Annotated in this window: 16 protein-coding genes and 1 pseudogene; 11 read left to right on the top strand and 6 right to left on the bottom strand. The window is 61.9% G+C overall.

Features of this window, described 5'->3' with window-relative positions; genetic code table 11:
• Positions 1 to 8: 8 nt before the first annotated feature.
• Together N7E02_RS00235 and N7E02_RS00230 are read right to left on the bottom strand one after the other, a co-directional pair.
• A pseudogene (locus N7E02_RS00235) lies at positions 9 to 1,054 on the bottom strand (LacI family DNA-binding transcriptional regulator).
• A gap of 344 nt (positions 1,055 to 1,398) precedes the next feature.
• Positions 1,399 to 2,901: an ABC transporter substrate-binding protein gene (locus tag N7E02_RS00230; protein ID WP_286578138.1), complete on the bottom strand. Its 1,503-nt coding sequence runs from the start codon at positions 2,899 to 2,901 to the stop codon at positions 1,399 to 1,401.
• Between the two features lie 339 nt (positions 2,902 to 3,240).
• Between N7E02_RS00230 and N7E02_RS00225 the strand changes: the two genes are divergently transcribed.
• The 10 genes from N7E02_RS00225 (at position 3,241) to N7E02_RS00180 (ending at position 13,038) form a co-directional block, all read left to right on the top strand.
• On the top strand, positions 3,241 to 4,020 hold the full coding sequence (locus tag N7E02_RS00225) for a GntR family transcriptional regulator (protein ID WP_286578137.1): 780 nt from the start codon (positions 3,241 to 3,243) through the stop codon (positions 4,018 to 4,020).
• 20 nt (positions 4,021 to 4,040) lie between these two features.
• A complete protein-coding gene (locus N7E02_RS00220; RefSeq protein WP_286578136.1) occupies positions 4,041 to 5,537 on the top strand; it encodes an ABC transporter substrate-binding protein in 1,497 nt (498 codons plus the stop codon).
• 62 nt (positions 5,538 to 5,599) lie between these two features.
• The gene (locus N7E02_RS00215) at positions 5,600 to 6,526 is read left to right on the top strand and encodes an ABC transporter permease (protein ID WP_286578135.1); all 927 of its coding nucleotides are present in this window, start codon (positions 5,600 to 5,602) and stop codon (positions 6,524 to 6,526) included.
• Positions 6,526 to 7,395, top strand: coding sequence for an ABC transporter permease (locus N7E02_RS00210; protein ID WP_286578134.1), 870 nt, complete (start codon positions 6,526 to 6,528; stop codon positions 7,393 to 7,395). The genes N7E02_RS00215 and N7E02_RS00210 overlap by 1 nt, the downstream gene beginning before the upstream one ends.
• Positions 7,396 to 7,402: 7 nt before the next feature.
• Complete coding sequence (locus N7E02_RS00205; protein ID WP_286578133.1) at positions 7,403 to 8,188, top strand: SDR family NAD(P)-dependent oxidoreductase; 786 nt, start codon at positions 7,403 to 7,405, stop codon at positions 8,186 to 8,188.
• Between the two features lie 25 nt (positions 8,189 to 8,213).
• Positions 8,214 to 9,134 carry a polysaccharide deacetylase family protein gene (locus N7E02_RS00200; protein WP_286578132.1) on the top strand — a complete coding sequence of 307 codons (921 nt, stop codon included), beginning with the start codon at positions 8,214 to 8,216 and terminating at the stop codon, positions 9,132 to 9,134.
• Positions 9,131 to 10,672 carry a gamma-glutamyltransferase family protein gene (locus N7E02_RS00195; protein WP_286578131.1) on the top strand — a complete coding sequence of 514 codons (1,542 nt, stop codon included), beginning with the start codon at positions 9,131 to 9,133 and terminating at the stop codon, positions 10,670 to 10,672. Before N7E02_RS00200 ends, N7E02_RS00195 begins: the two co-directional genes overlap by 4 nt.
• Complete coding sequence (locus tag N7E02_RS00190; protein ID WP_286578130.1) at positions 10,669 to 11,643, top strand: ABC transporter ATP-binding protein; 975 nt, start codon at positions 10,669 to 10,671, stop codon at positions 11,641 to 11,643. Before N7E02_RS00195 ends, N7E02_RS00190 begins: the two co-directional genes overlap by 4 nt.
• A complete protein-coding gene (locus N7E02_RS00185) occupies positions 11,640 to 12,737 on the top strand; it encodes an ABC transporter ATP-binding protein (protein WP_286578430.1) in 1,098 nt (365 codons plus the stop codon). Before N7E02_RS00190 ends, N7E02_RS00185 begins: the two co-directional genes overlap by 4 nt.
• Entirely contained in the window at positions 12,640 to 13,038 is a 399-nt protein-coding gene (locus N7E02_RS00180) for a RidA family protein (RefSeq protein WP_286578129.1), read from the top strand. The genes N7E02_RS00185 and N7E02_RS00180 overlap by 98 nt, the downstream gene beginning before the upstream one ends.
• A 107-nt stretch (positions 13,039 to 13,145) precedes the next feature.
• On the opposite strand, the gene N7E02_RS00175 is transcribed toward N7E02_RS00180, so the two are convergent.
• The 4 genes from N7E02_RS00175 to N7E02_RS00160 form a co-directional block, all read right to left on the bottom strand.
• Positions 13,146 to 14,096, bottom strand: coding sequence for an isoaspartyl peptidase/L-asparaginase family protein (locus N7E02_RS00175; RefSeq protein ID WP_286578128.1), 951 nt, complete (start codon positions 14,094 to 14,096; stop codon positions 13,146 to 13,148).
• A gap of 87 nt (positions 14,097 to 14,183) precedes the next feature.
• Positions 14,184 to 14,843, bottom strand: coding sequence for an ABC transporter substrate-binding protein (locus N7E02_RS00170; protein ID WP_286578429.1), 660 nt, complete (start codon positions 14,841 to 14,843; stop codon positions 14,184 to 14,186).
• Positions 14,777 to 15,787: an ABC transporter substrate-binding protein gene (locus tag N7E02_RS00165; RefSeq protein ID WP_286578127.1), complete on the bottom strand. Its 1,011-nt coding sequence runs from the start codon at positions 15,785 to 15,787 to the stop codon at positions 14,777 to 14,779. The genes N7E02_RS00170 and N7E02_RS00165 overlap by 67 nt, the downstream gene beginning before the upstream one ends.
• Positions 15,788 to 15,809: 22 nt before the next feature.
• A complete protein-coding gene (locus N7E02_RS00160; protein WP_286578126.1) occupies positions 15,810 to 16,322 on the bottom strand; it encodes a MarR family winged helix-turn-helix transcriptional regulator in 513 nt (170 codons plus the stop codon).
• Between the two features lie 230 nt (positions 16,323 to 16,552).
• On the opposite strand from N7E02_RS00160, the gene N7E02_RS00155 reads away from it, so the two are divergent.
• Entirely contained in the window at positions 16,553 to 17,254 is a 702-nt protein-coding gene (locus N7E02_RS00155) for a creatininase family protein (RefSeq protein ID WP_286578428.1), read from the top strand.
• The last annotated feature ends 5 nt before the right edge of the window (positions 17,255 to 17,259 follow it).

Raw genomic sequence — 17,259 nt, 5'->3', positions numbered from 1 at the left:
TCCGTTTTTTACTGGGCGCTTTTCGCCGGATTTGAAGGACAGGGTCCCAATGTCTCGCCCTCGACGGGCTCGCAGGTCAGAAGGATCTGGCTACCGGCGCTTGCCGTCTCGATGCGGTTGACCAGCATGGCGGTCGCCTGTCTGCCCATCTCCTCGCGCGGAATGTCGTAGGAGGTGAAGCGCACCAGGCTGCGGCCGGCGCGGATATGGCTGCCGAGCACGACCATCGAAAAATCCTGCGGCACGACAAGCCCGCGTTCGCGCGCTGCGGCCTCGACGCGCACGGCATCCGCCAACTCGATAAAGAAGGCAGCCGTCGCACCGTTCGACACGATCTTCTCGAGGATCTCGCCGGCTGGTCGGTTGACAGCATCGACATGCAGGGCAAGCGTCGCCCCTCCTCCAGCGTGGACGCAAAGCCGCGCCAGCGATCGGCAATGGATTCCGCCGGGCCTTTCGGACCGATATAGGCGAGCTTCGAATGGCCGAGCGAAATGGCCTTATCGACAAGCTGGCGCGTGCCGGCTGCGTAGTCGCCGCCGACGTAAGGGACCGGCCCGCCGGCATCATCACGACGGCCGATCGCCACGAACGGGTAATCCTCCGCCACCAGCCGGGCGAGTTCCTTGCGGTCGAATTCGCGGCCGAGCACGAGGCAGCCGTCGGCGATCCTGAGCCGGTTGTTCTCGGAAAAGATCTTGCGATTGTTGCCCACGCCGGCGCTCGTCAGCAGCAGGAGATCATAATTCTGCTGCTGCGCCTCCTCCTCGATCCCGAGCAGAAAGGGCGTGAAGAAGTCGGCCTGCGCACTCGGAAAGGCCGGCTCGTAGGTGAAGACACCGAGGATGCGATTGAGCCCCTTGGCCATGCGCCTTGCAATCGGGTCGGCAACATAACCGGTCGTGCGGATGACGGCCTGAACGCGTTCGCGGGTCTCGGCGGGGATACGTGCCAGCGCCGTCGGCGCACCGTTCAGGACGAGCGAAACCGTGGCCTGACTGACGCCGGCGAGCTTGGCGATATCGTTCTGAGTCAGCCGCTTGTGGCCTGTCACGCGACGTCCTCCCAAACATCCAGAATTTTGCTAATACGTATTAGCTGCTAATGCGCATTAGCAACGATCAGCCACCGCGAGTCAAGCCGAAATCGACAGGCTTCGGAATTTGTGAGCAATTGCCGTAAATCATCTGGCCACTGGTGGAAGCTCCACGCACACCGCAGATGGTCAGAGATGAATCATCGCCAGACCTCTTTCTTGCAGTCGGACTGATGGGGGCGAGCTGCGCCACCACCGCCTTCACGTCCACCGGTAATCCCCTCGCAGACTATAAAAGCAAAGGCGGGAACCCTGGTCCCCGCCCTGTTCATTCCCGCAACGATCAAAACCGCGATCGGAGCTTAATCCGTCCATTCGATGCGGTTGAGGAAGATGCTCTCGTTCGGCGTCGGCGTAAAGCTGACCTGCTCGGCCGCACCGTAGACGACGGAGGCCTGATAAAGCGGGATGGCATAGTTTTCCGCATTTACCTTCTCGTGCACCTTCTTGTAGGCAGCGAGCCGCTCTTCTTCGGACAACGACTTGCGGGCCAGATCGAGAGCCTGATCGATCTCGGCATCCTTGATGCTGGACCAGCCGCTCGACGAATGCAGAAGCGGGTATAGGATGCCATCCGCATCTTGGCAGCCGCAGCTCCAGCGACTGAAAGCGATGGCCGGGATAACACCCGGGCCGCCCTGCATCTGCTTTAGCCAGTTCGGCATGTCGGTCATCTCGATCTCGACCTTCATCCCGGCATCGTTCAGCATCTGCTGAATGGCCTGGACGACGCGCTGGTCGTAAACCGGTGAGGTCAGGAGCTTGATCGGCGTATCAGCGCCCGGCGTCGAGGTGATGATTTCCTTCGCCTTCGCCGCATCATAGGTGGGCTCGGCAATCCCTTCGACCCAACCCATATGGGCGGGCGAGGCGATCTGCGGGACGGGCTTCTCACCCGTCGCGAGGATGCCTTCGGCAATACCAACCTTGTCGAGCGCCATGGCGATCGCCTCGCGAACTTCCGGTTTGTCGAGCGGTGCCTTGGTGATGTTCATGCCGAGATAGGCGACGCGTTCGGTATTGCCGACCAGCGCCTTGCCCCTGCCGGACGCCTCGATCTGCGCCACGAGGTCGCCGTTTAGATAGGTAACGAGATCGCTCGCGCCGGCCTGAAGATTGGCGACGCGCGTGGCGGCATCAGGCACGGCACGGAAGACAACCTTGGGGAAGACGCCCTTGTCGCCCCAATAGGCGTCGTTGCGGCTGAGCGACACTTCGACGCCGCGCTGCCACGCATCGAACTTGTAGGGGCCGGAACCGACGGGGCTTAGGTTGAAGGCGTCCTTGCCGACCTTTTCGACGGTGCTTTTCGGCACGATCGACAGTTTTACCAGCTGTGCGAAGAGCGGCGGATAAGGGCCATTGGTCGTCAGCGTCACGGTCGTTGCGTCGTCGGCGACGGCATCGGTGATCTGGTTGAACTGGCCAAGTTGCGGGCTAGCGAATGCTGGATCGGTGATACGCTTGACCGAGAAGGCAACGTCCTCGGCCGTCAGCTTCGTCCCATCGTGAAAGCTCACATCGTCGCGGATCTTGAAGCGGATCTGGGTGTCGGAGACATATTCCCAGCTTGTCGCGATCTGCGGGACGATCTTGCCCTCGTCGTCACGGGTGATCAGGTTGTCGAAGACGTTGCGGTAGACGTTGTAGCTGTCGGGGTTCCATTGAACATGGGGATCAAGCGACGATGGCTCGCCCGGCAGGTCGATGACGAAGAGATCCTTCGAAGCATTCGCCGAGGGCGGCAGGATTATCGTGGCCGCGGCGACAAGAAGTGCCGTGATGAGTTGGCGGTGCAATAGCATAAGCTGTTCCCTTGAACTGAAATTGGTTCATTCCTCTGAAGACGCCTTATGTGCAGATCGCCGCCTGGCGCCGGCAGGCGATGCTTTTTATCTGAGATGTCAGAATTATATTTCTGCTACATCATTTCGATGATGTTGACATCTTAAAACTCGCTATGCAATCCTTAATGTCGAGGTGAACGAAAGCCGGTTCGAAATGGCCACAAGAGCCAAACTTACCGGCAAGGCGAGCTATCGTCGCATACTGGGAATCTGCTTTGACAAGCACAGCAAACCTGACAATGAAAGCGTTGGAAGACGGTCACTCCGGCTGTCAATGCTTACGATTGAGATGCCAGAATGCTTGATAACGATGCCTATTCTTCTCCCATGCCCGGCCTTGCAAAGGGTCTTTCTGCAGAACAGACGCTGCGCAGCGCCATTGTCCATTGCGTCATGAGCCCCGGCGAAATTCTCTCGGAAGCAAAACTGTGCGATGAGTTTGCGATCGGCCGCGGAGCGGTGCGCACCGCCCTCCAGCGCCTGCAGGCGAGCGGGCTGGTCTCGGCCTCGGCGCGCAGCGGCTGGCAGGTATCACCGATTTCCGCCGCTGAAATCCGCGAAGTGATCGCCGCGAGGCGCCATCTTGAGCGCCTGCTCGCGAACGTAACTTTGAGCGAACCGGATCAGGCCCATGTTTCCAGGCTTTGCGACATGTATGCCGCACTGCATGGCCGCAGCGATCCTTCCCTCGACCTTCAGGGCACCCTGCGTCGAGCCGAGCGTGATCTTCTGGTCCTGCTTGCGGGAAAGCTGGGCATGCCGACCGTGGCCGGATGGCTGATAGACCTCTGGGATCGATCGGCCCGGCTCGTGACATTTTTCGAAGGCCGCAGCGCCGCCAAGTTCAAAGGTGCCGACCGTGCTCTGCTGGGCGCCTTCCTGCTCGCCGGTGATCGGGACGGAGCGGAAGCTCATCTGGCTCAGGCGATCGACCAGCTGGAAGCCTATCTCGCCGCTCGCTTCCTCGAATCCTCCGCCGTGCTCGACGAGCCCGCCTTGCGGCGCAAGCGGGCGAAAAAGGTCACGGCCGATAAAACCGAATTTCAACCGAACCAGGAACGAACAAGGACGAACTGACCATGCCAGCCTTGAGACGTATGACTTCCGGACTTCTTCTCGCCGCCACCCTGAGCCTCGGCATTGCCACATCGCTGGCGGCGCCTGCGAGCGCCAAGGATCTGTTTGTCGTCGACCTCGTCAACGAACCATCGTCTCTCGATCCGCAGAAGCAGTGGAACCCGGACAGCTATTACGTCTATCGCAACATCTTCGACAATCTGGTCACCCGCGACAATGACGGCAAGATCGTTGCCGAGATTGCCACCGGCTGGGAGCAGAAGTCGGATACGGACGTCGTCTTCAAGCTGCGCAGCGATGTGAAATTTCATGATGGCCAGCCGCTGACTGCAGAGGATGTGGCCTTCTCCGTGACGCGCATCATTGATCCCGCGTTCAAGAGCCCGCAGCTCAGCCAGTTCAACAAGATCAAGTCGGCCACTGTGACCGGCGACAACGAGGTGACGATCACCACTGACGGCCCCTACCCCGTGCTGCTGGCGCAGCTCGTTAAGCTTTCCATCGTGCCGAGGCATGTGGTTGAAAAGGTCGGCGACGACGCCTTCAATGCTTCGCCCGTTGGTTCCGGCCCCTACAAGTTCGACCGCTGGGAGCGCGGCTCGATGGTGGGGCTGACACGCAATGCTGATTACTGGGGCACCAAGGGTCCGTTTGAGAAGGCCGAATTCCGCGCCGTTCCGGATGCCGCGACACGTCTCGCCGACCTCCAGGCCGGCAATGCCGATCTGGTGGTCACCATCGATGCCGACCAGGCCAAGCAGGTCGAAGGCAGCGGCTCGGCGAAGGTGCTGAGCGCGCTGACCGAGCGCATCGGCTACCTGAAGCTCAATCCGACGATTGCACCGCTTAACGACGCCAAGGTTCGCCAGGCGGTCTCCATGGCGATCGACAAGCAGGGCATCGTCGAAGGCCTGCTCGGCGGCTATGACAAGCCGGCCACCCAGATGGCCAGCGACACCTATTTCGGCTACACGCCGGACCTCGAAAACCTGCCCTTCGACCCTGAAGCAGCCAAGAAGATCGTCGAGGAAACCGACGCGGGCAAGACGAAGCTCGCCTTCGCGACATCGCCGGTCTTCGACCAGCGCATCGTTCAGGCCCTCGCCCAGATGCTTTCGGACGTCGGCTTCAATGTCGAAATCCAGCTGACAGACATGGCAGCCTATCTGAAGCGCGCCCAGAGCGAGCCGGCACAACAGGCCAACCTTGCCTTCGGCCGCTGGTCCTGCGCTTGCCAGGATGTGGACGGCGTGCTTTTCCCGCTTCTGCATTCCTCCAGCAACTGGTCGTCCGTGCGTGACCAGAATATCGATGCGTTGCTGGAAAAGGCCCGCAACACTCTGGATGAGAAGGAACGCTCGGCCGCCTATGCCGAGGTCGCCAAATTCGTCGCCAACGACGTGCCGATGGTGCCGCTCTACGAGGCGGCGGTGATCTACGGCGGGGCAGAGAACCTGCAATGGACGCCGACGGCCAATGAAAGCATGTTCCTCAATCGCATGACGTGGAACGACTGACGGACAACCGAACGCGGCCGGCCGATGGCAGGTCGCGTTCCTGAAAAGCTCGGGAATCCAACGTGTCGATTTTCTTCGCCAAGCGTCTCTTCCAGGCGCTGATCGCCATATTCGGCGTGATGACGCTTATCTTCTTCCTCCAGCGGCTGGCCGGTGATCCGGTCCTGCTGCTGGTACCGATGGATGCCACGCAGGCGGATATCGAGCGCATGCGCGTGGCGCTAGGTTTCGATCGCCCGGTCGCCATTCAGTATCTGGAATATCTAACCAATGTCGCGCTCTTCGATCTCGGGCGCAGCTATGTGCAAAACGTACCGGTCATCGACCTCATCTGGACGCGTCTTCCCTACACGCTGATGCTGGCAGGCGGCGCTCTCGTGGTCGCCTTCGGCATCGGCATTCCGGTCGGCATCACGCTCGCCATTCGGCGTGGACGCCCTATCGCCCGAATTCTGTCGGCGCTGGTGTTGGCGGGCCAGTCCATGCCGACATTCTGGAGCGCCATCCTGATGATCATGGTTTTCGGCGTCTGGCTCGGCTGGGCCCCGCCTTCCGGTGCACGCGAGATGTCGAGCATCGTCATGCCGTCGATCGCGCTCGGCCTTCTTTCCATGGCCACGTTCGCTCGTGTCGCCAGAACGGCCGTGCTCGATGAACTGGAAAAGGACTATGTGCGAACCGGCCACGCCAAGGGCCTGCCCATGCGCCGGATCATCTTCCGGCACCTCTTGCGCAATGCTTCGATCCCGGTCGTGACCGTTTCGGCCCTGGAGATCGCCAATCTTCTGGCTGGTGCGGTGATCGTAGAGACGGTCTTCGCATGGCCCGGACTCGGTCAGCTGACGATACAGGCCATCACCGCTCGTGACTTCATGGTGGTGCAGGGTGTCGTCCTTCTGGGTGCCGTCACCGCGATCGGCCTCAATCTTGTGGCCGACCTTCTCTATAGCCTGATTGACCCGCGGATCCGCATGGGGGTATCCAGCTGATGAGCGCACCAACCCAGCAGATCGCACCGGGCAAATCCGCGAAATCCTTCTCGCTGCCCTGGGCCATATTGCCTTTTCTTTTCATCGTCGGCGCAATGGTTGTTCTAGCGATCGCCGCCCCTCTGGTCGCGCCCGTCGATCCCAACTCGCAGAACCTGCTCGCGCGACTGAAGAGCCCCGGCACGGTCTCGCGCGGCGTAACCTATATCCTCGGCTCCGACGAGCTCGGCCGCGACGTGCTGAGCCGTCTCATCTATGGGGCACGTGTCTCGCTCTTCGTCGCCTTCTCCTCGGTCATCCTGTCGGGAATCATCGGCAGCATTCTTGGGATGGTGGCGGCATTCTATCGCGGCTGGGTCGAAATCGTCATCATGCGGCTCGTCGATATCGTGCTGTCGGTGCCGGCGATCCTTTTCGCCATCATCACCGTCGCCGTGCTGGGTCCGGGTCTCATCAACGTGGTCATCGTGCTCGCCCTGACGCGCTGGCCGCGTTACGCGCGCGTCGCCTATGGCCAGACGCTGTCGGTCGCCAACATGCCCTATGTCCGGCTGTCGCGCTTTATGGGAGCAGGCTGGCCTCGGCTTCTGGGGCGCCACATCCTGCCCAATATCGCCGGCTCGCTCGTCGTTGTCGCCACACTGGAATTCGGCCTGATGGTTCTCTTCGAGGCCGGCCTTTCCTTCCTCGGCCTCGGCGTCCAGCCGCCGACGGCAAGCTGGGGCGCGATGCTCTCGACCGGGCGCAACTATGTGGCAACGGCATGGTGGATCGCCACCTTCCCCGGCCTCGCTCTCTTTCTCCTCGTTCTTTCCATCAACCTGATCGGCGACCACGTGCGTGACCGCCTCGATCCGAAAGCAAGGTAATTCCGAAATGGACTTCAAGGATGAATTCGCCGGCAAGAAGGTTATCGTCACCGGAGGCTGCGGCATTATCGGTGGCTGGATCGCCAAGGCGTTTGCGGCTGCCGGTGCGGAAGTCTGCCTCACGGACCATCGCTCCGATGCGCTGGCTGAGACGGTAGCGACCTATGAAGGGCGTGCATTCGGCATCGCCGCCGATCTCATGAACGCAGCCGACATGGATCGCTTTGCCGCCGAGATCGGCCAGCGCTGGGGCGCGCCGGACATTCTGGTTAACAATGCCGGGATCTATCCGTCCGGTTTCCTGCTCGATATCGGCATCGACGATTTCGACGCGATCATGGGCGTCAACCTGCGGGCCCCATTTTACCTTTCCAAGCTGTTTGCCAGGCAGATGGTGGAAAAGGGCGTGAAGGGGTCGATCGTCAACATCTCGTCCGGTGCTGCCCGCAAGATGCGGCGCACGGTCGTGCCTTATTGCACCTCGAAGACGGCACTCGACCGCCTGACCAAGGGCTTTGCCATCGAGCTTGCCGAATACGGCATCCGCGTCAACATCGTCGAGCCGGGCTTTGCCGCAGGCAGCGATGTCAGCGCGTTGACGAACGAGCATGTGAATACGGTCACCGGCTCCATCCCGCTCGGTCGTGCATCGAGCAGCGACGACGTGTCGAACGCCGTTCTGTTCCTGTCTTCATCGGCAGCATCCTATGTCACCGGCGCGACGCTTGCCGTCGATGGCGGCAATTCGATCGGCTCGCTGGCCGTGTTCCAGGACAAGAAGAGCGCGCTCTAAGCCGTCAAACGCAAGGACATAAACCATGTCGGACCCGAAGCCGGATATCGCCGCGCCGCTCTCCTCCTTCCCTGCCTATCAATGGCCGGAGGGCAAACAGTCAGCCGTACTGTTCTCCGTCGATGTCGACGCGAATTCCCCGCTGCTCTGGTCGCTGGGCGAAAATGCGCCCGCGCGGCTGGGAACGCACGAGATCCGCAACTTCGGTCCCCGCACAGGCCTCTGGCGGCTGGTGGACCTCTTCGCCCGCTTCGATTTCAAGGCGAGCTTCTACGTGCCGGGACATATCGCCGAGCAGCATCCCGACATGTTGCCCGCGCTTGTCGAAGCGGGCCACGAGATCGGCCTGCATGGCTATTTCCACGAGATCGTTTCGGAGATTTCCGATGACGAGTTCACCGGCGCGATCGAGGCGAGCCTCGAACTGTTCGTGAAGCAGACCGGCAAACGCCCGGTCGGCTTCCGCTCACCCGCCTGGGAGATGACACCGCACATGCTGTCAGAAGTCCAACGGCTCGGGCTTGCCTATGACAGCTCGCTCTCTGGCTTCGATCACCCCTACGAGATCGACGGCGTGACCGAAATCCCGGTGCAATGGGCGATCGACGACGCGATCTTCTTCAAGTTCGAAGGCGGCGGGCGCGATCGCTTCCCGATGCAGTCTGGGCGGATGGTACTGGAGGACTGGAAGTCGGAATGGCGCACGCTGCACCGTTTCGGCGGGCTGTTTACCCTGACCGTCCACGACTGGATCTCCGGCCGGGCGCAGCGCATCGCGATGCTCGAAGAACTCCTGCAGGACATTGCGAACGAGCCCACGACCTGGGTTGCGACAGCGGAAGAGATCACCCGCTTTCACCAGTCATCGGTCAATCAAGGCCGTTTCTCTGTGGAGGCAACCATACCGGCGGCGATCGCGCCGAGACGATTTGGAAAGCAGGCATGAAGGAAAGCTGGACCATTCGCAAAGGCGAGACACGCAGCCATCACGGGTTGGTCGCGTGCCAGAACCGGCTGGCTGCAGAGGCAGGTGCCGCCGTCCTCTCGCGAGGAGGCAATGCGGTCGATGCGGCCGTCGTCACGACGCTCGTCCTCAGCATCGTCGAACCTTGGCTGTCCGGGATAGGTGGCGGCGGCTTCATGATCCGGGCCGATGCCCAGACCGGCGCTGTCGATACGCTCGACTTCAATGTCATTTCGCCGCTCGATCTCGACCCGAAGGATTATCCGCCCGCCGCCGGCCGTGACGGCGACTGGTTCGACTGGCCTTCGGTCGTCGAAGATAAAAACCTGATCGGATATTCCTCCATCTGTACGCCGGGGGCAATCGCGGGTCTCGCCGAAGCGCTCGAAAAGTTCGGTACGCTGGGCTGGGAGGAAGCGCTCCAGCCAGCGATCGAACATGCTCGCCGGGGAACGGAGCTCGACTGGTTCACGGTTTTAGCTCTGGCGATCGACGCAGCGGGGCTGGCGAAATTTCCGGCATCGTCCTCGCTCTTCCTCGTCAATGGACGGCCGCCTCGCGCACCCGAACGAGGAGTACAGGCCCATATCCCGATGCCGGCCAAGGCCGCTACACTGGAAAGGCTTGCCAAGGCCGGTGCCCGCGACTTCTACGAGGGTGAGATCGCCGGGAAGATCGTCGAGGATCTCAAGGCCGGCGGTTCGCGCATCGGGGCGGAAGACCTCGCGCGTTATCAGCCGCGCTGGCTGGAGCCGCTCAAGCATGGCTATCGCGGCCTCGATATCTACGCCATGGGCGGGCTCTCCGGCGGACCGACAATGATCGAGGCGATAGCCGAACTCGACAAGACGCTTCCGGATCAGGAGCCGCTCTCAGGTAAAACTGCGCTCGCCTTTGCACGCGCGCTGCGGCGGGCCTCAGAACACCGTCTGCGTAGTCTCGGCCATGCCGGCGGCGCCAGCTGCACGACGCATATCAGCGTTGTCGACTCCACCGGCACGATGGTGTCGCTGACCAATACGCTTTTGTCGCGCTTCGGCTCCAAGGTCGTGTTGCCACAGACCGGCTTCCTGTTGAACAACGGCATCATGTGGTTCGATCCGCGCCCGGGCCAGCCGAACTCGATCGCGCCGGGCGTCCGGCCGCTTGCCAATATGTGCCCGATCATCGCCAAGCGCGACGGCAAACCTTACCTGGCGCTCGGCGCCGCCGGCGGGCGTCAGATCATGCCTGCGGTCGTGCAACTGCTTTCCTACGTCACCTGCTTCGGGCTTTCGCTGGAAGAGGCTTTCATGAGCCCGCGCATTGACGCGAGCGGTGTAAAGATCGTCGTCGACCGGAGGGCTCGTGCCGACGTCGCCAACACGGTCTCCACCGAATTCCCCGTCGAGATCGTCGAAGACACGCTCTATCCGGTGAACTTCGCTATTCCGTCCGCCGTCCTGCGCGACGGTGACGAGTTCGTCGCCATGGCTCACCCGAACCACCCCTGGGCAGCGACTGGCAAGGAGGAGCGATGAGTACCCCGGTTCTTTCCGTCGACAATCTCTCCGTTTCGATCCGCGGCAACACGGTCGTGGACGGCGTTTCGCTGGACATTCGCGCAGGCGAGATCGTCTCGCTCGTCGGTGAATCGGGCTGCGGCAAATCGATGACGGCCTTTGCAGTCATGGGCCTTTTGCCAAAGGTAGCGAAGATCACCTCCGGTTCCGTTACGCTCGGCGGCACCGATCTCGTCTCGATCCGCGAGGAGGAGCGTCGCAATCTGCGCGGGACCGAGCTTGCGATGATTTTTCAAGAGCCGGTCGCCTCGCTCAATCCGCTGATGCCGATCGGTCGGCAGATCGAGGAAAGCCTCATCGTCCACCGCGGTGTCAGCGCTAAAAAGGCCAAGGAGGAGGCAATCGCCATGCTGGCGGAAGTCGGCATTCCCGAGCCGCGCCTTCGCTACGGACAGCATCCTTTCGAACTATCCGGCGGCATGTGCCAGCGTGCCATGATTGCCATGGCGCTGATCTGTCGCCCCAAGCTTTTGATCGCCGACGAGCCGACGACGGCGCTGGACGTGACGATCCAGGCGCAGATCCTCGACCTGATGAAGCGCCTGCGCGATGATACCGGCACCTCCATCCTGCTGATTACCCACGACATGGGGGTGGTGGCCGACATGGCCGACCGCGTTGCCGTCATGTATTCGGGGCGGATCATCGAGGAGGCGCCGGTCGACGCGATCTTTGCGAACCAGCGGCACCCCTATACGCGCCTGCTTCTCTCCACCATCCCGCGGCTCGATGGACCGCCGAAGACGGATCTTCCGGTGATCGAGGGCACCGTGCCGGATATCGGCGACTGGCCACAGGGCTGTCGTTTCAATCCGCGCTGTCCCCTGGCCGCCGAAAGGTGCATGACCGAACAACCGGCTCTGGAAGCGCGGCCCGATGCCGGCCGTTCCGCCTGCTGGCGCAGCGATCGCGTGGAGGCCCTGGTCTGATGACACCATTGCTTTCCGTTCGCGACCTCAAGGTCCATTTTCCCATCCGCAAGGGCTTGTTCCGCGGCGAAATCCGAAACGTCAAGGCGGTGGACGGCGTCAGCTTCGATATCGCGCCGGGCGAGAGCCTGGCACTGGTCGGCGAAAGCGGATGCGGAAAATCCACGCTCGGCGCTGCCGTTCTCGGCATGCAGATCCCGACATCCGGCACGATATCCTTCGCCGGGGAGGCCGTCCGGCACGGCGAGCGCGCGACGCGAACACGCCTGTCACGCGACATCCAGACAGTGTTCCAGGACCCGGTCGCCGCACTGAACCCGAAAATGTCGGTGGGCGACAGCATTGCCGAACCGCTCGCGATCCATGGTGTCGGCGATGCAAAGAGCCGCGCCGAGCGCGTGGCGGAACTGCTGCGCCTCGTCGGCCTCCATCCGCAACATGCGGAACGCCGCCCCAATGCCTTTTCGGGCGGCCAGCGCCAGCGCATCGTCATCGCCCGGGCGCTTGCGCTCCAGCCGAAACTGCTGATCCTCGACGAACCGGTCTCGGCGCTCGACGTGTCGATCCGCTCGCAGATCCTCAATCTGCTGCTCGATCTGCAGAAGCGCTTCGGTCTCGCCTATCTCTTCATCAGCCACGACCTTTCGGTCGTGCGGCATTTCGCCGATCGCGTCGCCGTCATGTATCTCGGCAAGCTGGTCGAGACCGGTCCGACAGACACGATCTTCGCACGCCCCGTACACCCCTATACCGAGGCGCTTCTTTCGGCCGTCCCGCTGCCTGATCCGGTGCTTCAACGAACGCGCAGACGCATCGTACTGACCGGCGACCTGCCAAGCCCGGCCAATCCTCCCAAGGGCTGTGCTTTTGTTACGCGCTGTCCGCTGGCGGTCGATATCTGTCGGCGTGAGCCGCCCCGTTGGTTCATGTCGGCGTTGCCGAGCAGGCTGCATGCCATCTGCGCGCACAAATGCCGGCGGAGGAGGAAAAGACAGGATGAGCAACCACCCCTTAATCACGTCCATCAATGCCGAGGACGCGCCGCAATCGCTGCACCGTCGTTACTCGCAAGCCGTTTCACTCTCGGGTCATGAGAGGCTGCTTTTCATCAGTGGCCAGATCCCGGCCAACCGGGATGGAGACGTTCCATCCGGCTTCGAGGCGCAGGCGAAGGCCTGCTGGGCCAATCTCCTTGCCCAGCTAGCGGCAGCGGACATGGGGATCGAGCACCTGGTCAAGGTGATGGTGTTCCTGAAACATTACGAGGACAGGGAAGCGAACGCCAGGATCCGCTTCGAGGTCATGGGACCTCATCGTCCGGCCCTTTCCACGATTATCACGGATGTCTACGAGCCGGACTGGTTGCTCGAGATCGAGGCGATCGCGGCAGCCTGAGCCGAGCGGCGTTCGCCGCTTCCGAGGAAGCGGCGTGCCGATGAGGTCTTAACGAGAGAAAGCAGGCTGAGTGATCGCGCACTAGGACACACAGATGCGCCGGGTCGTCACGCCGGCAGCGCGAAGACCTCATCGTGGGTCGCCACGAAGAACTCGCCCTCCGAGGTGACCCAGCCACGGAACATGCCGTCGGTATTGTAGGGTGCTGCGATCGATCCGTCGGCGCCGACAGCGACCAGACCGGCACCGATATCATGGCTCTTCAGGTCTTCCATGATCAGTTTTCCGGATGCCTGCTCGAGGCTCTCGCCGAGATAGTCCACCCGGCTCGCCACTTCGTGGCCGACGGCATAGCGCATGAAATATTCGCCCTTGCCGGTGCCCGAGACGGCGCAGACACCATCGCGTGCGTAGGTGCCGGCGCCGACGATCGGCGTATCGCCGATCCGACCGGCCGGCTTGTTGTTGTAGCCGCCGGTGGAGGTCGCGGCCGCCAGATGGCCTTCGGCGTCAAGCGCCACCGCGCCGACCGTACCGTGCTTTTCCGATTCACTCGCCTTCGCCGCCGTACCGGCCGCCGCGTGAGCCTTCATGGCCGCCAGCGCGTTGACCCGGCGCTCGGTGGTAAAGTAGTCGGGCTCGACCATGTCGAGGCCTGCAGACTTCGCGAATGCATCGGCCGCATCGCCGCCGAGCAGGATTGCGTCGCCCGTTTCCATGATTTTGCGGGCGGCCTTGATCGGATTGCGGATGCGGCGCACCAGCGTCACGCCGCCCGCTTCCAGATTGCGCCCGTCCATGATCGAGGCATCGAGTTCGTGCTGTCCATCGGTGTTGAGCGCCGCGCCGTAGCCGGCGTTAAAATGCGGGCTGTCTTCCATCACCACGACGGCAGCCTCGACCGCGTCGAGCGCCGTGCCGCCGGCGCTGAGCACCGCCCAGCCTGCCTTCAGCGACAGCCCGAGGTCGCGGCGCGCCTCGGCCCAGTCGGCCTCGCTCAAGTCGAGCTTGGCCATGACGCCGCAGCCTCCGTGGATCGCGAGTGCTATCTTGCCCATTGTCAGTCTCTCCATGCTTATAAAAAAGGCCGGGCACTGAGCCCGGCCCAGGTTGCCTTACGGCTGGGAAAATCAGTTTGCCAGAACTCAGTTGGCGGGGCGGATATTCATCGCCAGCGTGTCTTCGTCCGAACGGGGCACGATCGTGATCGTCTTCTTCATGCCCCAGGCCGAGACGATCGAGGCGATCGCAAGGTTCGGGCGGTCGGAAGCGACCAGCGCATTGGCGTCCATCAGGAGTTTTTCGCGCTTCTTTTCGTCCATCTCGACGCCCGCGGCCTCGATCAGCTTGTCCATTTCCGGATTGACGTAATTGCGGATGTTGAAGGCGCCAAGCTTCTTGGCCGGGTCGTTGGAATGAACCAGCGACGAAAGCGTGTAGTTCGCCTCGCCCGTCAGCGTGCCCCAGCCGGACAGCGTCAGCGAATAGTCGCCGCGGGTGTTGGCGGGGAAGTAGACGGCGCCCGGCTGTGAATTGGCTTCCACCTCAATGCCGATCGCGGTCAGCATCTGAGCGATCGTCGTGCCGGCGTCCTTGTCGCCCGGCAGGCGGTCGTTGGTGAAGGAGAAGACGACCTTGAAGCCGTCCGGGTAACCAGCTTCGGCCAGCAGCGCCTTCGCCTTTTCGACATCCCAGGCAGGTGCCTTCACATCCGGGTTGTAGCCGAAGATATTCGGCGTCACGAGCTGCGACTGGACCGTGCCCATGCCTTCCATGGCGATCTCGGTGATCGTTTCGCGGTCGATCGCCAGATCGAAGGCTTCACGGACACGCGGATCGAGGAAGGGTTCTTCGGCAGCGGCGAACCGTCCTTGGCCGTCACCTGCGGCGGCTTTTCGCGGAAGTCGAAGGCCATGTTGAAGAGGTAGACGCTGTCCTCGCGCACGATAGTCAGCTTGCTGTCTGTTTCCAGCGTCGGCACGTCGGATGCGGGGATGCGGGCGATGAGGTCTACCTGGCCGGCCTTCAGCTGCGCCACGCGGGCAGCGTCGTTGGGGATCTCCTTGCGGATGACCTTGTCCCATGGCTCCTTGCCGCCCCAATAGCCGTCAAAGCTCTGCAGAACCAGCTGTTCCTTCGGCGTCCAGGAGACGAACTTGTAGGGACCGGTGCCGATAGCCGCCTTGCCGGAATTGAAGCCTTCCGACGCCTTTTCCGGGCTGTCGGAATAATCCTTCGCGGCGATATGCGAGACGATGAACAGGCGGATGAAGTCGTTCGGCAGGGTCGGCGCCGGACCATCGGTCTTTACCCGGATCGTGTGGGCGTCGACGATCTCGGTGCTCTTGACGCGGCGGACATAGATCGTCGTCGGATTGGGGCCGGCAACCTTCGGAATACGTTCGATCGAGAACTTCACGTCTTCGGCGGTGAAATCGGAACCGTCATGGAATTTCACGCCCTCGCGCAGCTTGAATTCCCAGGTCGTGTCGTCGACCGCAGTCCAGCTCGTCGCCAGGCCCGGCTCCAGTTCCAGATTGTTGCCGGACTTCACGAGTGAATCGAAGATGTGCTTCATCGCCTCGGCATGGGTGCCGGCGGCGGTGAAATCCGGGTCGATGGAAAGCGGGCCGGCGCGCACGCCGATGGTGAGATCAGCGGCAAGAGCCGCGCCCGATACGCTGCCGAGCAGCGCGGTCGCAAGTGCTGCGGTACGCAATGTGCCTGAGATCGTTGTCAAGATCGTCATTCTTCGTTCTCCTCTGTATTTGTTATTTGAGGCCAGTTGGGGAATCCACGACGACCTTTGCCAGCAGTTCCGAAAGCATCAGCTTTTCGGCAGGGGTCAGGCCGGATACCATCATGCTTTCGCGCTCGACCATCGGCTGCATGGCCTGGTCCACGATGCGCCTGCCTTCGTCCGTGATGTAGAGGACGAAACTTCTCAAATCCGCCTGGTCGACCTCGCGGCGGATGATCTTCTTGTCGACGAGCTTCTGGATTGCGCGGCTGATCGTGTTCTTGGGAAAACCCGATGAGCTGCAGATCGCGCTGGCGGTGAGGCCATCCGACAGTCGCAGCGAATAAAGGACGACGAATTCCGGCCGCGGCACGCCATGCTCGCGCTCGATGCGGCGATAGATCGGCTCGTTGAACTGCAGCGCCAGGAAGTTGATGCGGAAGGAAAGCCAGCAGGGATTATGCCACAGCTTGACCGCCACGAGGTCATCGACACCATGGCTGCCGGCGGCAAGCTTACCGCCTTCCTGCAGCAGATTATCCAACGCCTGTCTCGACGTAACCCGCACGATAACCCTCGCGCCCCCAAAATTAAATTAGTCCCATATGGAACTTGACGCTACTGCAATTGGCTGTCAATTTCTTTTTTAGTCCCGTATGGAACTTTGCATTTGACGAGAACAGCCGCCGTCAAAGCATAAATTTTGTGCGTTCTTGCTGATGCCTGCAATTTCTTTGCGCGCTTTGGCGACAACGGAGAATGGAGAGCGAGACGGTGAAGATCGCGGACATGAACTGGATGCAGGTCGAGGAGCGCGCGGCATCCGACGATCGCTGCATCCTGCCGATCGGAAGTGTCGAGCAGCACGCCTATCTCAGCCTCGCGACCGACATGATCCTGGCGGAGAAGGTAGCGGCAGACGCAGCCGAGCCGCTCGGCATTCCAGTCTTCCCGGCAGTGCCTTACGGGCTCGCCTCTTCCTTTGCCGCCTTTCCCGGCACGCTGACCCTGTCGCTTTCCACCTATGTCGGCGTCATCCGCGACCTTCTGGATGGCATTCATCGCTCCGGCTTCCGCCGAATCCTCGTCGTCAACGGTCATGGCGGCAACATCCCGGCCATGACGGTGATTTCCGAATGGCTAAACGCCCATCCCGACACATCGGTGAAATTCCACGACTGGTGGCGGGCGCCGAAAACTCTTGCCAAGGTTCAGGAGATCGATCCGGCCGCCTCGCACGCCTCCTGGATGGAAAACTTTCCTTGGACGCGCACCGGTGATCCGCGCCAACCGACGACCTCCAAGCCATGCATCGATTTCGCAGCACTCGCGCGCGTCGATGCCGGACGTAAGCGTGAACTTCTCGGCGACGGCAATTACCACGGCCTCTACCAGCGGCCCGACGAGGACATGCTGGCGATCTGGGAGGTTGCCGTGAAGGAAACGAGAGGCCTTCTGGAGACCAACTGGCACTAACCGTC

The organism is Terrirhizobium terrae, from assembly GCF_030323265.1.
Taxonomy (GTDB): Bacteria; Pseudomonadota; Alphaproteobacteria; order Rhizobiales; family Rhizobiaceae; genus Neorhizobium.
The sequence above is the reverse complement of the archived record's forward strand: the minus strand, read 5'-3'. Positions and strand labels throughout refer to the sequence as shown.

Coding starts and splice junctions, on each gene's coding strand:
- N7E02_RS00230 (WP_286578138.1), bottom strand. CDS start 2,901: ATGCTATTGCACCGCCAACTCATCACGGCACTTCTTGTCGCCGCGGCC.
- N7E02_RS00225 (WP_286578137.1), top strand. CDS start 3,241: ATGCTTGATAACGATGCCTATTCTTCTCCCATGCCCGGCCTTGCAAAG.
- N7E02_RS00220 (WP_286578136.1), top strand. CDS start 4,041: ATGACTTCCGGACTTCTTCTCGCCGCCACCCTGAGCCTCGGCATTGCC.
- N7E02_RS00210 (WP_286578134.1), top strand. CDS start 6,526: ATGAGCGCACCAACCCAGCAGATCGCACCGGGCAAATCCGCGAAATCC.
- N7E02_RS00205 (WP_286578133.1), top strand. CDS start 7,403: ATGGACTTCAAGGATGAATTCGCCGGCAAGAAGGTTATCGTCACCGGA.
- N7E02_RS00200 (WP_286578132.1), top strand. CDS start 8,214: ATGTCGGACCCGAAGCCGGATATCGCCGCGCCGCTCTCCTCCTTCCCT.
- N7E02_RS00195 (WP_286578131.1), top strand. CDS start 9,131: ATGAAGGAAAGCTGGACCATTCGCAAAGGCGAGACACGCAGCCATCAC.
- N7E02_RS00190 (WP_286578130.1), top strand. CDS start 10,669: ATGAGTACCCCGGTTCTTTCCGTCGACAATCTCTCCGTTTCGATCCGC.
- N7E02_RS00180 (WP_286578129.1), top strand. CDS start 12,640: ATGAGCAACCACCCCTTAATCACGTCCATCAATGCCGAGGACGCGCCG.
- N7E02_RS00175 (WP_286578128.1), bottom strand. CDS start 14,096: ATGGGCAAGATAGCACTCGCGATCCACGGAGGCTGCGGCGTCATGGCC.
- N7E02_RS00165 (WP_286578127.1), bottom strand. CDS start 15,787: ATGACGATCTTGACAACGATCTCAGGCACATTGCGTACCGCAGCACTT.